General features: G+C 56.5%; 15 protein-coding genes. 7 read left to right on the top strand and 8 right to left on the bottom strand.

The features are described 5' to 3' along the window. Positions 1-20 precede the first annotated feature (20 nt). The 6 genes from B2R17_RS09680 to B2R17_RS09655 all read left to right on the top strand — a co-directional run bounded on the left by B2R17_RS09680 (position 21) and on the right by B2R17_RS09655 (position 6,049). Positions 21-461 (top strand): GNAT family N-acetyltransferase, encoded by a 441-nt coding sequence (locus B2R17_RS09680; RefSeq protein WP_286763835.1) that lies wholly within the window; start codon positions 21-23, stop codon positions 459-461. Beyond that, entirely contained in the window at positions 448-924 is a 477-nt protein-coding gene (locus B2R17_RS09675; RefSeq protein WP_286763834.1) for a pyridoxamine 5'-phosphate oxidase family protein, read from the top strand. The genes B2R17_RS09680 and B2R17_RS09675 overlap by 14 nt, the downstream gene beginning before the upstream one ends. 46 nt (positions 925-970) lie before the next feature. After that, positions 971-1,381: a hypothetical protein gene (locus tag B2R17_RS09670; protein ID WP_008669877.1), complete on the top strand. Its 411-nt coding sequence runs from the start codon at positions 971-973 to the stop codon at positions 1,379-1,381. Positions 1,382-1,456: 75 nt separating this feature from the next. After that, positions 1,457-2,452 (top strand): AAA family ATPase, encoded by a 996-nt coding sequence (locus B2R17_RS09665; protein ID WP_286763862.1) that lies wholly within the window; start codon positions 1,457-1,459, stop codon positions 2,450-2,452. 10 nt (positions 2,453-2,462) lie between these two features. Next, complete coding sequence (locus B2R17_RS09660) at positions 2,463-3,794, top strand: DUF58 domain-containing protein (RefSeq protein WP_286763833.1); 1,332 nt, start codon at positions 2,463-2,465, stop codon at positions 3,792-3,794. Further along, positions 3,791-6,049: a DUF3488 and transglutaminase-like domain-containing protein gene (locus B2R17_RS09655; protein WP_286763832.1), complete on the top strand. Its 2,259-nt coding sequence runs from the start codon at positions 3,791-3,793 to the stop codon at positions 6,047-6,049. The genes B2R17_RS09660 and B2R17_RS09655 overlap by 4 nt, the downstream gene beginning before the upstream one ends. Here B2R17_RS09655 and B2R17_RS09650 read toward each other — a convergent pair. From B2R17_RS09650 to B2R17_RS09630, 5 genes are all read right to left on the bottom strand, one after another. Continuing rightward, positions 6,015-6,419: a DUF971 domain-containing protein gene (locus B2R17_RS09650; protein WP_286763831.1), complete on the bottom strand. Its 405-nt coding sequence runs from the start codon at positions 6,417-6,419 to the stop codon at positions 6,015-6,017. The genes B2R17_RS09655 and B2R17_RS09650 overlap by 35 nt on opposite strands. Beyond that, a complete protein-coding gene (locus tag B2R17_RS09645; protein ID WP_286763830.1) occupies positions 6,416-8,431 on the bottom strand; it encodes a YjhG/YagF family D-xylonate dehydratase in 2,016 nt (671 codons plus the stop codon). The genes B2R17_RS09650 and B2R17_RS09645 overlap by 4 nt, the downstream gene beginning before the upstream one ends. Beyond that, positions 8,412-9,086, bottom strand: a complete 675-nt coding sequence (locus B2R17_RS09640) for a zinc metallopeptidase (protein WP_286763829.1) — start codon at positions 9,084-9,086, stop codon at positions 8,412-8,414. The genes B2R17_RS09645 and B2R17_RS09640 overlap by 20 nt, the downstream gene beginning before the upstream one ends. A gap of 217 nt (positions 9,087-9,303) precedes the next feature. Continuing rightward, on the bottom strand, positions 9,304-9,756 hold the full coding sequence (locus B2R17_RS09635; RefSeq protein WP_008669866.1) for a DUF420 domain-containing protein: 453 nt from the start codon (positions 9,754-9,756) through the stop codon (positions 9,304-9,306). 3 nt (positions 9,757-9,759) lie between these two features. Then, positions 9,760-10,455 carry an SCO family protein gene (locus B2R17_RS09630; RefSeq protein WP_286763828.1) on the bottom strand — a complete coding sequence of 232 codons (696 nt, stop codon included), beginning with the start codon at positions 10,453-10,455 and terminating at the stop codon, positions 9,760-9,762. 580 nt (positions 10,456-11,035) lie between these two features. Here B2R17_RS09630 and B2R17_RS09625 point away from each other — a divergent pair. Further along, positions 11,036-11,896 carry an alpha/beta hydrolase gene (locus B2R17_RS09625; protein ID WP_286763827.1) on the top strand — a complete coding sequence of 287 codons (861 nt, stop codon included), beginning with the start codon at positions 11,036-11,038 and terminating at the stop codon, positions 11,894-11,896. A gap of 11 nt (positions 11,897-11,907) precedes the next feature. Here the strand turns inward: B2R17_RS09625 and B2R17_RS09620 are convergent, their stop codons facing one another. The 3 genes from B2R17_RS09620 to B2R17_RS09610 form a co-directional block, all read right to left on the bottom strand. Continuing rightward, entirely contained in the window at positions 11,908-13,101 is a 1,194-nt protein-coding gene (locus B2R17_RS09620; RefSeq protein WP_286763826.1) for a DUF2786 domain-containing protein, read from the bottom strand. A gap of 71 nt (positions 13,102-13,172) precedes the next feature. Continuing rightward, a complete protein-coding gene (locus B2R17_RS09615; protein WP_339887604.1) occupies positions 13,173-14,039 on the bottom strand; it encodes an ABC transporter permease in 867 nt (288 codons plus the stop codon). A gap of 11 nt (positions 14,040-14,050) precedes the next feature. Beyond that, positions 14,051-14,906: ABC transporter ATP-binding protein (locus B2R17_RS09610; RefSeq protein ID WP_286763824.1), on the bottom strand; the 856-nt coding region annotated here is incomplete at its 5' end.

Below are 14,906 nucleotides of genomic sequence, written 5' to 3'. Positions count from 1 at the left end.
CGAGACCGGGAGGCAGACGATTGGAATTCCTCGAAATCGAATGGTGCACGCCGCTGTACCAGGAGGCATTGGATCTGAGGCATCGAGTGCTGCGCGAACCATTGGGGCTCCGCCTGACGGCCGAGGAATTGGACGGTGAATACGCGGATCTGCACTTTGGGTTGCGGAATGGATCCGAAGATTTGGTGGCCGTTTTGTCGGCAAAACCTCTGACTTCCAGTGCTGTCAAATTACGTCAAATGGCGGTCGATCCAGAGAATCAAAACGAGGGACTCGGCGCGAAATTGCTGGGAGAAGTCGAGTCGGCGTTGGAGAAGAAGGGATACACCCAATTCCAATTGAACGCTCGAGAAACCGCGATTGGTTTCTATGAAAAGGCGGGCTACACCGCTGTGGGAGAAACCTTCACTGAAATTTCTCTTCCGCATCGCAAGATGGTGAAGCCGCATGACGATGCCTGAACCCTCCACCGCCGACATCGTCTCGGACCTGATGAATCATTGCACCGTCGGTTCGCTGGCAACACAGATGGCGGATTCCGATGCATTGCCACGACCGTACGTGTCGCTTGTCACGGTGGCTCGAGTCGGTGAAACTTCGATGGCGATGCTGTTGAGCGGTTTAGCAAAACACACTCAGAACCTAACGAAGTGCCCCGCGGTGTCGCTCCTACTTTGCGAAGAGACTTCTCCTGATTCCGACCCGATGGCCGCCCAGCGTGTCACATTGATGGGCCAAATCGCTCGCTTGCCGCATGAAGATGATATGAATGTTCGGGACGCCTTCTTGCAGAAGCACCCGAATTCGCGAATGGTGGCGGGGTTCGGTGATTTCTTCTTTCACGTGTTGCACATCGAAGAGTGCCATGTGATCGCAGGGTTTGGGCGAATTGAAACCCTCTCGTCTTCTTGTCTACGGGTTTGACGGACCCGCCTCGTTCTTGCTCATCTCAGTATTTGGTCAATCGTTCATGAATTCATCGTCTCTTCCTTCTGATGATGCCGCGGAGAAGCAGCCTGGACCGGAGGACATGTCCAACTTTCGCGTGGCGAACCCACCTGATTCCGCGCAATTGACTCAATTTGTGACCACAATCAAAAACGCGGAACAGCAGGTCGGAGAGAATATCATTGAGGCGCTGAAGCATCCCGGATCCGTCGCGGTGCTGACCACGGCTGTTTTGGGACCCGATGGTCAACAGCGAGTGTTGTCGATGGCACTCGATGCTGATCGCATGAGTCAGGTCCAAGAAATCCTGCAAACGTCGGTGGAAGAACGCGAAGACGAAGAACGTTGCTATGGTTTCCATTGCTTGGTGAAAACGAAGGCGGCAAAAGAACAGCCAAGCACCGACGTAGATGCACCGTCTCAAACGAATTGACCCACTCCGAATTCTTCTGCATTTCTCTCGTCCTCTCATATTGCGTGATTCGTTTTGTATTCTCCTACTCAACATGTGACGCCCGCCGCGGAAGCGTTGACGGTGGCCCAAAATCCAACGTCCACTTTGCCGGACGAGCTGCAACTCCCGTGGCGTCATCTACAAGAGGTGTCGACTCGACTGCGGCAAGTGATCCGCGGCAAAGACGATGTCATCGAAGCGGTTTTGATCGCCTTGCTCGCCGAAGGGTCCGTGTTGCTGGAAGACGTTCCCGGTGTTGGTAAAACAACGCTGGCGAAATCCGTTTCGCGTTTGATTGACCTGGAATATCAACGCATCCAGTGCACACCCGACTTGTTGCCCGCGGACATTTTGGGCGGGCCGATTTATTTGCAATCCAAAGGTGAGTTTGAGTTCCGCCCCGGACCGGTGTTTTGCAATCTGTTGGTTGCCGATGAAGTCAACCGAGCCTCACCGCGAACGCAAAGCGCGTTGCTGGAGGCGATGGCGGAATCCCAAGTCACGATCGACGGTGAACGTTACGATCTGAAGCATCCATTCATGGTGATCGCGACTCAAAACCCAGCGGGCTTCGAGGGCACCTTCCCATTGCCCGAGTCGCAACTGGACCGGTTCTTGTTTCGTTTGTCGATGGACTATCCCGACACCGAAAGCGAGATCGATCTGTTGCTGGATCAATCCGAAGCCGAGCCGGTTGCCGCTTTGCAACCTGTGATGCAAGCCGACGAATTGACTTTGTTGCAGACCTGGGTGCGTCAAATTCGAACCGATCGAAAGGTCGCCGCTTACGTGGTCGCATTGGCCACCGCCACGCGCCAGGATTCTCGTTTGCGGGTTGGATGCAGTCCGCGGGGCAGCAAGATGTTGATGCGCGCATCCCAGGCTCGCGCCGTATTGATGGGCCGAGACTTTGTCTTGCCCGACGATGTTCAACAATTGGGGACGGCAGTGTTGGCTCACCGGGTGAGCACTCGCCACGGAACCGCGACGTCGAACGAGAGTCGCCAAATTGTCGCGTCCATCGTGGATCAAGTCCCCGTTCCAGTTTGAAAGACGACCAATGAAACGGGACGCCTCCGCATCGCGAAAAACGCGTTGGTCACGACGACGGCTGGCTTTGAAGGCCCTTCGGTGGTGCAACCCCATCGTGTGGTGGCTGGCGCTGCGGCGAAGCATGACGGGCGGTTCGGTGACATTGTTGTTGATGGGCATCGTGTCGCTGAACATCGTTTGGGGGTATCCCTGGATGGGCATGTTCGCCAGTTGCTTCGCGATGTTTGTGGTGGGTTGGATCGTCAACCGATTCATGTCGCCTCGTTTGAAGGTGGCCTTGGATGTGCCTCTGGCGGTTCGAGCGGGTGAGAGCTTTGTGGCTCGTATCTCATTGATCCACGAAGGTCGCTTGCCGGCGATGAGTCTGTGCGCGGGGCTGGATCACAGTCGCCGAAAGCACGGACGACGAGACATCGAGATGCCATTGGATGCCTCTGCGATGCAGTGGGTTCCTGACATTGCTCCGGGGGCAACGTCGACGATTGAACAATCGCTGACGTTTCTCAGACGCGGTGTGCATGAAATGCCTCCGGTCCGAGTCGAGTCGTTGTTTCCGTTTCACTTGTTCCGATCGACGCAGTGGCTCGACAGTGGGGAGTCGATGGTCATCACGCCACGGCGGTTGGATTGGGACAGTGAAATGGCGTGGCAGGTGATTCATGCGAGTCTGCGTGGGCTGGCCGTTGGGTTGTCGCAAGGAGATCATCAGCATTACGTCGGCAGCCTGGAATATCGCGCTGGGATGCCCGTTCGACGGTGGGATTTCGCGTCGTGGGCTCGGTTGGGCAGACCGATCTTGCGAGAGTTCAATTCCGCGGCAAAGCAGACCGTCACCGTGTTCATCGATACCACACCCGTCGAATCGGATGCCGCAGTCACGCCTATGTCGCGATGGCGTCGATACGCAGACGACGAGGACGCATCACTGGAGCGATTGTTGTCGATCGCTTCGGCAGGACTGGAGACTCTGGTGGGAGCGAACGTTCAAGTGCGTTTGGTCGTGCCATGGCAGGCACCTTCGGTAATTCAAAGCCAAGAGCGAAATGGAAAGTTGCGTTCGGTGCTATGCGAAGGAGCTTCCGACCCGACGCCTTTGCTGATGGCACTGGCCGAGGCTGAGCCGGTGGATGCCGACACCGCTCAAGAAGTCTTGCATGCGATGCCACAGGCAGGCGGCACATTCCACGGAGTCGTGTTCTCTCGTCGCGAACGTGAGGCGGCCGATCTGTCGCATCTGCCAGATTTGATGTGGTTGAACATCAACGAAGATTCGCGGGACAGCTTTGGCAATATGGCCGTTTCGAGTATCGATAACGACGCGACGAAGGTGCTGGCATGACAACCTTGACGCATGAAGAGCCGATGGAATGGCGTGATTGGTTGTCGGATGACCGAGTGGTGCTGGGCGCATTGACCGTTGGGTTGGCTTGGTTTTTGGGCGGCACGTTCATGACCTCGCCCGCGTGCGTCTTGGTCGCCACGATCAGTTTGGTTGTTGTGGTGTTGATGCGTCTTCGTTGGCCAGAACCGATACTGCCAAACGTCAGTTGGAAAATGCGAGCAGCTCGAGGCGTGGTGCTGTTTTTGACATTGATCGGTTCGATGCTGATTGTCTTTGCATGGCGTTTCTATCCCGCGTTGCAAGGCACGCCCAACGTGTTGTTGGTTGCGGTTGATTCGATTGGCCATGCGGCGTTCATGCTGATGTGCGTGCTGTGGATGCACTGGCCTCGTCGTGGTCATGTCATGATGTTGGTGCTGGGGATGACCGTGGTGTTGATGTCCGTCGCTGGTGGTGGACTCAGTACAACCGTCACGGCGCAGACGGCGTTGGGTTTGACCGTGTGCATCGGCTTCGTACTGGCGACGCGGGCGATGAACAGTGGTTTGTCAAAGGAACAAGCGGCCGCGGGACCGCAGTCGTACGAGGAAACACCCAAGCGAATTGGTGGGGCGCTGTATCGGTTCATGGCACTGTTCGCGATGTTGATCGCGGCGTCCGCAACCACTCATGCCACGATTTGGTTTTTGCCGGATGTCCAGGCGGGCGTGATGGCTCAGCTAAACGACCGTTTGGAAGCGACCTCCAGTCGAGGTTGGGGCGGAACGGATCGATACGTCACCGGTTCGCGTTTGGGCAACGTTCGCGAGTCCATTCTTAGCGATCCCGCAGCAGTCGCGTTGAGAGGTTTTGCCGAGACCAAACCCGGATACCTTCGCGGAAATGTCTACGACTCCTACAGCAACGGGCGTTGGCGAACGTCTCGCAAGTGGATCTTCCAGTCACCTCCCGGCAGTGGTGTCCGGCGTGTTGCGGAAGCTCGTTTTCTGCGTCCCGATGGTGTTGCGACGATGTCGCTACAAATCGCGGATGATCATCTTCGCCAGCGATACTCCATGCGAATTGGTTCGGTGGAAGAGGAGGTTGATCCTTCGATCGAGCTGATGAACTGGAATGGCGTTGAAGCGACTGACATTGGTGGCGGACGATTTGTTGGGACTGTCGAGATTCATGGTGAACCCAGCAAGGGACAAAAAGTGTTCTTGCCCGCGGCGACGCGTTGGATTGAGTTGGCGGGCGAAGGCGTCGGGATCACGCCGCATGGATTGTTGGGGTACGGGGTGGATGTTCGTTGGCCTTGGGTGGCCGGCGTTCAAGAGTTTCCTCCTGCCGAGCAATTGGGCCAGGAAGATCGCGAAGCCTTGGTGCGTGTGGATTCAGAGTTTCAGTCGCAGCTGAAACCGCTGACCGAAAGTTTGATGGATGGTGTGAAGACCAACGCGGAACGTGCGGATCGAGTCGCTCAGTTCTTCAAGCAGAACTACGAGTATTCACTCGACCCGGTTACCGTGCCGCCGAAGGTCGATCCTTTGACCCACTTCATTCAAAGTCGCCATCCGGCTCACTGTGAGTTGTTTGCCAGTGCGACTGCATTGATGTTGCGTACGGTAGGTGTCCCCACTCGTTACGTGACCGGCTACGTCATGGACGAACTCGACGATGCGGGGGAAGCGTATTTGGCTCGCAACCGAGACGCGCACGCGTGGGTCGAGTACTACGACGAAGACGCTTCCCGGTGGTTGCCCGTCGAGTCGACGCCGGGGCGTTCTTACCTTTCTATGCAGCATCAGGAAGTGTCGTTGCCGGGCGCCGGAGGCGTTGGAAGCAATGAGCAAACCGAGGACATCACAAGGAGTTGGTTTGCTCCTATCTTGAGTTGGTGGGCATCGCTGCGAGCGACCAATACTCTGGTCACTTTATTCCGTTGGTTGCAGGTGCCTCTGTTGGTGTTCCTCGTCGCGGTGTTGTGGCGACGAAACCGAACCAAGGCCGATGACCAACGCAGCGTTCAGTTGGCTGCCGAGCGCCGACGGATGGACCGACGTATTCGCAGGCTCGGTTGGGTGCGACGGCCGAGTGAAACGCTGCACACGTTTGCGAGCCGTTTAGAAGTCGAAGCGGTCGCCAGTCCGTCGGGAGAAGAATTGTTGAGTGCCGCGAATTGGTATCGCGAACATGCGGTGGAGTGTTACCGCGGTGCGCCGATGACGACGTCGCTCACTCGGAAGGACGTCTCAGTCGTTCAAACGTGAACAAGCCGGATGAGTGTCCGTCGCTGAAGCCGATGTTGTACGCATAGGTTCCCACCGGACGCATCGATTCAATGGTCAGCGGGCGAGCCTCCGCAGCACTCAAGACCGGCAGTCCGAGCGGTTGCGGAGGTTTCTTGGCATCTGCCGCGTCAGCGTTTTTATCAGTCAACGTCACCGCTTCGTGACCGCCGGTTTCGCCCCGTTTTTCGCGACAGGTTGCACATGGGCACGCATCGCGTAATTCGCGAGCGGTCCAGAATGACGATTGTCCATCGTTCCAAAGAATGCGGATCCCTCGTTCGCCTTCGCGCTCGATGGCGGTGGGAGAGTATTCGACCGGATCTTGAATGTTGCGTTTGGGAGCATTCATTGGGCGCTGGCCTGCTGTTGAGACTTCTCTGAGTTTTGGGCCGCAAGTGCAGCTTGACCAGCATTCAATGTCTCGATGATTTTGTCTACGTCATAGGTGCATCCGCCCCACGAGCCGCCGCCAACTTGCTGCAGTGCCGCCCACAATCGCGTGTCGTCGGGAATGTTTTCATCTCGATCCAAACCTTCGGCCATCGGTCGGGTCCGCAAGGCTTCGATGGGATCGGCGCCGTCGATCGTGGCGACCAAGTCCACTCGTCCGTCCAACGTGTTGCGGTCAATGATGATCTCGACCGTGTCACCGTCACGCACGCGACCGATTGGGCCGCCCGCGAGAGCTTCGGGACCAACATGACCAACACAAGCACCCGTGCTGACGCCAGAGAACCTTGCGTCTGTTACCAGAGCGACATGCTTCCCAAAGGACAAGTACTTCAGTGCGGAAGTGATTTGGTAGGTCTCTTCCATGCCGCATCCGATGGGGCCGCGACCGATCAAGACGATCACGTCACCGGCTTCGATTGGTTTATCCGATTGGCCCTTCACCGCCGCAATCGCATCGCTTTCTTTGGAGAAGACTCGAGCTCGTCCGCGTTTGCGATACACGCCATCGTCATCGATCACGGTTGGATCGATCGAAGTGGCTTTGATGACCGAACCCTCCGGGCACAGGTTGCCTGATGGGAAGCAAACCGTGCTGGTCAGCCCGCGTTCCTTGGCGATCGCAGGCGGCAGGATGACTTCATCAGGATCGACTCCGTCCGCGGCACGCAATCTTTCGCGGCAGACTTCGCGGCGTTCCGAGTTCTGCCACTTGTCGAGCAGTTCATTCCACGTCAGACCGGTGACTGTTTTTTCGTCCGAGTTCCACAGGCCTGCTTCGCGAAGATGCCAAGCGACTTCTGGAACCCCGCCCGCCAAAAACAATCGAACGGTTGGATGTCCAACCGGTCCGTTGGGCAAACAATCGACAAACCGTGGGACCGATTGATTGATGCGTCGGAAGTCGTCCGCGGTTGGTCGTCGTCGTCCGGCGGCCGCGGCGACCGCGGGAATGTGTAGCAATAGGTTGGTGCTTCCGCCCACCGCAGCATGCATCAACATTGCATTCTCAAATGCCTTGTCAGTCAGCACGTCGTGCAGCGACAATCCGGAGGCATGCATTGCCGCGGCCGTTGCTGCTGCATCACGAGCCAGCCGAGTCCAGATCGGTTGTCCGCTGGGAGCGAGTGCCGCATGCGGGACGGTCATCCCAAGGGCCTCCGCGATCACCTGGCTGGTCGCTGCCGTGCCGAGAAATTGGCAACCTCCGCCGGGAGTGCCGCAGGCTTTGCAACCGGCAACCGATGCCTCTTCCAAAGTCATTTCGCCGCGTGTGTAGCGAGCCCCGATGGTTTGGACTTTGCCCGCGTCTTCGCCCACCGTTGGCGGCAGTGTCACGCCGCCGGGAACCAAAACATTCGCGAGGTGACCGGTGCCGGCGAGAGCCATCATCATGGCCGGCAGACCTTTGTCACACGTCGCGATGCCGATCACGCCTTTGCGACGCGGAAGCGATCGGATCAGTCGTCGCATGACGATCGCGGCGTCGTTGCGATAAGGCAACGAATCAAACATGCCGTGAGTGCCCTGCGTTCGACCATCGCAAGGGTCGCTCACAAACGCGGCGAATGGAACGCCGCCGTCGCGTTCAATTTGTTCTGCGGCGGCTCGGCCAAGCAGTCCGACTTCCCAGTGTCCGGTGTGATAGCCGAGAGCCTGCGGGGTGCCATCCGGGTTGCGCACTCCGCCTTGAGTACTGAGGATTAAGTACTGATCGCCGAGGACTCGACGAGGGTCGAATCCCATTCCGACACTTTGCGTGAGCCCAAACAGGTCACCGCTGGTCCAGGATCGGAGGATCTCGTCGGAAAGCGGAAGTTTGCCATCGGGCCCATCCGCTTTGGTTGCCAAAGTTTCGGGGGCATCCAAAGCAGCAAAGTAATCAGAAGGGTCAATCACTACGTCGGCCACTGGTGAGAATCAGGAGGTAATAAGCCAGCGTCATGATCGATTGCAATGTCGCGGCAACGTAAGTCAGTGCGGCAGCGTTCAGAACCTTTGCGACATAGCGTTCTTCCTGCGCCGTGATCAAACCATACTCGACCAAGTGCTCTCGAGCACGACTGGATGCATTGAATTCCACCGGCAAATTGACGGCCTGAAAGAACACCACGGCCGAGAACAAGATAACCCCAATCCACATCAGTGGTGCGAACGACATGATCGCACCCAGGAATAGCAACGTCGCACCAATTCCGCTGCCGAAATTCGCGGCCGGAACGGCAAAGTTGCGGACGACCAATGGAGCGTAGTGCTGCGCGTCCTGGAATGCGTGTCCGGCTTCGTGACAAGCCACACCAAGTGCCGCCATCGAACGTCCCGAGTAGACGTCTTCGCTGAGTCGCAGGACTTTCGATCGAGGGTCGTAGTGGTCCGACAATTGGCCAGCGATCCGTTCAATTCCAACGGATTGCAAACCAGCATGGTCCAGCATGCGACGAGCGGCTTCGGCGCCCGACATTCTGGCCGGCACTTCTGCCATCGCTGCGAACGACGATTTCACCTTCCACTGCGCGTACAGGCCCAGCAAAAACGGAGGCAAAACAAAAAGGAAGTAGATACCCATTGAAGGAATGTTCCCTAAAACATCGATAGCAAACGCGATCGGTCGTCTGGTGGACCTTTCTGAGAAGGGCCGCCAAACGCCGAGAATCAGCCGTTCTGACAGCCGAAAATGCTCATTTTCAGCGGCAAATAGCCAATTGGGCAGGCACTCGCTGCGCCACAGCATTCAATACGCAATTGCCGCACCAACGTTCGCGGCAATCCATTGTTTCAGTTTGTCACGCGTACAGTTGGTAGAGCATCAAGTAGACCAGGACGCCGGTGACGGAAACGTACATCCAAATCGGATAGGCAATTCGAACCAGTTTTTTGTGAGCCACGATGCGGCCGTTCTTGGCCAGGTAAATCGCTCGCAACGCCAGGAACGGTACCGAGATCGCCAACAAAATGTGCGGGATCAAAATCGACAGATACGTGTACCGAGCGGCATCGGGAGCGTCCGTGGGAAAACGACGGTTGAATTCACCCGTCGATTGGTACAACGCGAATTTGTGGAACAGATAGCACAACAAGAACACCATGCTGACGCCGAACGCACGCAGCATCATCTGTTTGTGAATTTTCGCCCGGCCATTCTTGATGTAGTAAAGGCCGAGGGCGAGCAAGATTGTCGCGATCAAATTCAAGGCCGCGTTGAGGTGCGGCAAATTGGCCGCCAGTGTATCCCACATGAATCAAGACTTCTTCGAGGAGGCTTCTTCCTGGAGCATGGATTTGATGCTCTCTTTCAGTGCTGCCAGTTGACGTTTTTCAGGCCAATTGTAGAAGCCCTCGATTTTCCCATTCGGATCGACCAAGACAAAACGCTCGGTGTGAAATTGCTTGTTGACGGGCTGCTGGAAAATCTCTGCACCGATGCGGCGGATGTAATTCAGTTCACCGGTCAAGAACAACCATTGCTCTGGATCAGCTCCAAATCTCGCGGCGTATTCGCGTAAAACCTCGGGTGTGTCGGTTTCAGGATCGACCGAGATCGCGACAAAACGAACGCCCTGCCCTTCAAACTCGTCCTGCAATTCTTTTAGCTTTTGGTTCTGAGACACGCAAATGCTGGGGCAAGTGCTGAAGAAGAAACTGACAACATACGGTGACCCTTTCAGGTCGTTGGTCGAAACCATTTCGCCGCTGCGTTCGAGCAGTTCGAATTCGCTGAGCCATTCGACGTCTTTGGGCGGTTTGGACGGAGTGTCGTTGGCAACGTCCTCGGGACGCAGCGTCGCGTTGTCCGCCACCGCGTTGTCGTTGCCGTAGATGACTTCGCCCGGCCCTGGGCCATCGGCGGGAACGGTCGAGCTACGCAGTTGCCGACCGATCAGCCCAAGGGCAACCCCGGCAACGAGGATCAACGCGATGTGAGTGACTATTTTCATGGCGAATTGCCCTGATTAGGAGTTGGTATGCTCAGGCTCGTTTTCGAGCCGAACGGTCGGTGACCGACCTATTTCATTGTAGTGAAGCCGTGCAATTCTCTTAACCGTTGTTTTGCGAATGCATTGATGACTGATTGTCACTGACAGACCCGTGTTCACAGAAATCTGTGGGGCAAAACCGTCGAGTTGGTGCTCTTAACGAGTCTTTCGAGCTACTATTTCGAAATCGACCGCGCAATTCGTTGCGCTGGCGATTGAGACATTGCCCCAGGGTCGCCTGATTGCTCAGTGACCCAGCATACGCCCCAAAAGACTCGTGCTCTTGAATTCTCTATTTTCGAAGCGTTTGTTCGCTCATTTTGCTGTTTCCATTCTCATTCTTTGCCTCGGATCGAGTATTGGTTCGGCTCAGCGTCCAGGAACCGGTTCGCCGGCCCGTGGGAACTCTCAGAATGACCGGTCCGAACGCGGGCAGGGAGAGGCTGGGGGAAGACGCGGCAATGGAGAGCAGGGGCAACGGTCGCGAGGTGGAGGTGGTGAACGATCCGGTGGTGGTCGCACGCGCACCGAAACACCACCCGTGCTGGATCAAGAGTTCATCGAAACGAAATTGCCCGCCGGCACCGAGTACATCAGCGATGTTGTCTTCAAAGAGGTGGATGGTCTGGAGTTAAAACTAGATCTGCTGCTGCCGAAGAATGAAACGAAGCGGCAACTGCCAACCGCCATTTGGATCCACGGCGGTGCTTGGATGCGTGGAAACAAAGCTCGCGACTTGCACCGATTTGACCAACTGACATCGCGAATTTTGCAGGAAGGGATGGCGTTCGTTACGATCGAGTATCGATTGTCCAGCCAAGCATCGTTTCCTGAGCCCGTTTTGGACTGCACCGATGCCATCGCTTTTTTGAATCGCAATCGAGAGAAGTTTGGATTGGATACCGAACGCACGGTCATATTGGGGACCTCCGCGGGAGGCCACTTGGCTTCGTTGATTGGCACCGGTCTCACCGGTGGCGGCAAGGATTTCGTGACGGATGCTACTCTGCAGATGGGCACAATTTTGGGCGTCGTCGACTTCTACGGACCGACCGACTTGATCATGTTGCAGTCCAAACGCGGTGAAATCGATTTTGAGAACGATGCTTTGCCTGAGGCTCGATTTTTGGGGCATTCGCCATTGATGCGACCTGACCTCGCCCGAGCCGCTTCTCCGGTCAACTATGTCAGCAAGAACTCACCGCCGTTCTTGATCTTTCACGGTGACCTTGATTCACGCGTGCCGATGATGCAAAGCATCTACTTGGATTCCATGTTGAAAGTCAATGGTGTTGAGAGCCAATTGGTCCAGGTCGATGGTGCTCGTCATGGCGACGAGAAGTTTGATGAAACAGTTTACAATGACATGGCCATCGAATTCATCCGATCGCTAATTCATTGAGATCACATCGGCTACTGTGAGTGGCCAATCCGTTTCCGCCCGGTAACGGTGGCTAGGTCGTGTTTGGAGCCATGTCGCTGCCCGCGGTTGGCTGCATCTGGATCGTGTTGGTCTCGGCCGTTGCCTCTCGACATCACCAGCGAAATGCCGCACTCGAGTTTGAGCCAATCCACAGCGGCTTGTTTGACCGCGAGTGTGCGAGCGTGGATCAACGCCGATTGACTGAAGGCTTGGTCTTCGGTCATCGCGCTCGGTGTTTGCGAAACTTGTTTGGGCATTCCACCCACGTAGCCTTCTGCATATGACGCGCCGCTGCCGCGAGAATGCCCGCCGTATTGCAATTGAGCAGCGGTCGCGATGGTCAGCAACAATTCGCGAAATAGCAGGATGCAGTTTTTGACATCGTCGACGGGACCGTAGAACCAAAACAACGTTCGGTTTTGTTTGCGGCCGTAGTACCACTGCACCATCGGGAAGATCTCTCCACTGACGTACGCTGCCAGCGCCTTTTCCCACGCGCACGCTCGGCGTCCGTTCACCGGGCAAGCCATTCGTGTGTAGGAAACGCTTTCGATGTTGTCGTCTTCGGTGATGTCTTCGCGAGACAAGTTGTGACGCAGCATCAGGCTTTGCATCATTCGCAACGCGTTTCGTTTTTCACCTTCCGTGCTGGCGTGGTTGCTGGCGGTTGTGTCCAGGGCACGCAAGCGGCGAAGGATCTTTTCGAATTCGTTTTGAGTCAGCAGTTGTTCGCTGTCCTGCGGTCGTTGAGGACCGATGGCGGGCAACTTTGAATCAGACGTTGCACCCGTGAACGTCCAGTAGTTCACGATGGCATAGTCGCCATCGTCCATTGGATTCCAAGTGTCATGAATCTCATGATCGATGAGGCAGCAGAAGTGGCCTCCGCGCCGCGTGTTGAGTTTCTCAAGATGCACAACCACGACACCGCGAGGCAAATGTTCGGCTTGGAATGGACGTCCGTTGCCCTGGTGTCGGTGCCACAGGTTGGCGCGAAGGTATTCATCCCCGACCGAGCTGCTGACTCCGTTGCGAACGGTCTTGTTCGCGGATTTCCCCAGGGATTGGTAGACGTCGCGATAGCTTGTTCCCGTGGCGATCGCGATTGCTCGGGTCACACAGTCTCCTGCCAAGCCAACGAATCCCGCCGAGGATCGTCCGCCGTCGTTCCAGATGAATTCCATTGCTGTATTGCGAAAATGTGGAGAAAGGACGCGGTTCAATTTGGATCGTGATCGACATCAGCGTCGATGGATCAAACCATCGTATCGGCCTTTCGGCTTCCTCGCATCAGACGCCATGCGATCACCACAACGACGATCGTGGCAATCACAGTCACGGTCCAGCATGTCATCGAAGAGGGAGCAAATCCAGCCGATGACAAATCCAAGGTGGGATTCAGCAGACGACGCAGTTCCAGCATTGAATAACTCAGTGGGTTCAGTTGCATGATGCCTGCGAGCACCCAGCCGCCCCAATCGCCCATCGTCGCCGCCCCGGATTCAATGACCGGTCCAGAGGGGCTCCATGCGGGAATCGGAAAGAACGTTCCGGCCAGCAACCACATCGGCATCAAGCCCAGCATCATGATCGCGTGAAAGCCTTGTGTGCTTTCCATCGGCCAGGCCACGATCATTCCAAGTGCGCACATCGCAATCGCGATGATTGCCAATAGCAACAGCAGCCAAGGAAACGTCCATGCGATCGAAGCCGCACCGACCAAGTACACTAGCAGCAAAAAGATCAACGCTTGTGCCCAGGCAATCGCGGCTCCACCGAGCACTTTGCCGACCAGAACGGGGAAACGTCCCGCGGGCGAAACCAGCACCGATTGCATGAAGCCTTCCCGGCGATCTTCGATCACTGAGATCGTCGCGAAAATGGCGGTGAAAAGGACGATCAGTCCGATTGTGCCCGGCAAAAAGAATTGCGAGAAGCTTTCGCCTCCGGCTGATTCGAACGAGCCTCGCAGCCCGGTTCCAAACAGCAACCAAAACAAGAGCGGTTGCACGATCGCGGCGGTCACGCGGTTTCGTTGGCGAAAGAACCGCGTCCATTCGCGTCGCGCCAACATCCACGCGGCGCCCATGCGAGCGGAGGTGGTCATGCCGGAGTCGGTCATTGCAGGAGAACTCATTGGAATTGTTTCCCCGTTCGAGCGACGAACACATCTTCAAGATTTGGACGCCCGATGCTGATCGACTGAACGGCATCACCCAGTGCATCTGAGACTTTGGCGACGATCTCCGGTGCATCGCATGGCATGCGGAGTGTTTCGCCGACAATTTGAGTTTCCAAATTCAGCTCACGCTTCAAGATTGCTTTTGCGTCTGCCAGATCATCCGGGACGATGGTCAGCACGCCGCCACCCAAGTCCGCTCGCAATCGCGAAGGAGCGTCGTCGGCAATTTTCTTGCCCTGATCCAGCAGGATCACGCGGTTGGCCTTGGCGGCCTCTTCCATCAAGTGAGTCGTCAGCAGCACGGCCACGCCATCGTTGGCCAATTGTTGCAGTGCGTCCCACAGCGACAGGCGAGCTCCCGGGTCGAGCCCTGTACTGGGTTCGTCCAGCAGCATGACTCGTGGTCGATGCAGCAAGCCCTTCGCCAGTTCGACGCGTCGTTTCAGTCCGCCGGAAAGTGTTTGGCAAAGATCTCGACGTCTATCAGTCAACGAGAACTGTTCCAGCAGAGCATCGCAGCGATTGAACAGCTCGCGTCCTGACAAACCGTACAACGCACCTTGGCAGCGAAGGTTTTCATCGACCGTCAGTTTGATGTCCAAACTGGGCGACTGAAAAATGATTCCGATGCGGCTGCGAACGGCGTCCACGTGTTCGGCAATGTTCAGTCCATCCAAAGTGACGCTGCCGCGTTGAATTGGCAGCAGTGTGCTGAGGACTCGGAACAGCGTCGTTTTGCCGCTGCCGTTTTTGCCGAGCACGGCGACGATCTCACCCGCCCGGACCAACCGCGTGATCCTGCTGGAT

This window comes from Rhodopirellula sp. UBA1907 (assembly GCF_002337565.1).
GTDB classification, from domain to species: Bacteria; Planctomycetota; Planctomycetia; order Pirellulales; family Pirellulaceae; genus Rhodopirellula; species Rhodopirellula europaea.
Note: the sequence above shows the minus strand (reverse complement) of the source record. Positions and strands in the feature narration are given on the sequence as shown.

Bases quoted from the DNA above. Each gene is read 5' to 3' on its own strand.
- B2R17_RS09675 (WP_286763834.1), top strand. From the start codon at position 448: ATGACGATGCCTGAACCCTCCACCGCCGACATCGTCTCGGACCTGATG.
- B2R17_RS09670 (WP_008669877.1), top strand. From the start codon at position 971: ATGAATTCATCGTCTCTTCCTTCTGATGATGCCGCGGAGAAGCAGCCT.
- B2R17_RS09660 (WP_286763833.1), top strand. From the start codon at position 2,463: ATGAAACGGGACGCCTCCGCATCGCGAAAAACGCGTTGGTCACGACGA.
- B2R17_RS09655 (WP_286763832.1), top strand. From the start codon at position 3,791: ATGACAACCTTGACGCATGAAGAGCCGATGGAATGGCGTGATTGGTTG.
- B2R17_RS09650 (WP_286763831.1), bottom strand. From the start codon at position 6,419: ATGAATGCTCCCAAACGCAACATTCAAGATCCGGTCGAATACTCTCCC.
- B2R17_RS09640 (WP_286763829.1), bottom strand. From the start codon at position 9,086: ATGGGTATCTACTTCCTTTTTGTTTTGCCTCCGTTTTTGCTGGGCCTG.
- B2R17_RS09635 (WP_008669866.1), bottom strand. From the start codon at position 9,756: ATGTGGGATACACTGGCGGCCAATTTGCCGCACCTCAACGCGGCCTTG.
- B2R17_RS09630 (WP_286763828.1), bottom strand. From the start codon at position 10,455: ATGAAAATAGTCACTCACATCGCGTTGATCCTCGTTGCCGGGGTTGCC.
- B2R17_RS09620 (WP_286763826.1), bottom strand. From the start codon at position 13,101: ATGGAATTCATCTGGAACGACGGCGGACGATCCTCGGCGGGATTCGTT.
- B2R17_RS09615 (WP_339887604.1), bottom strand. From the start codon at position 14,039: ATGACCGACTCCGGCATGACCACCTCCGCTCGCATGGGCGCCGCGTGG.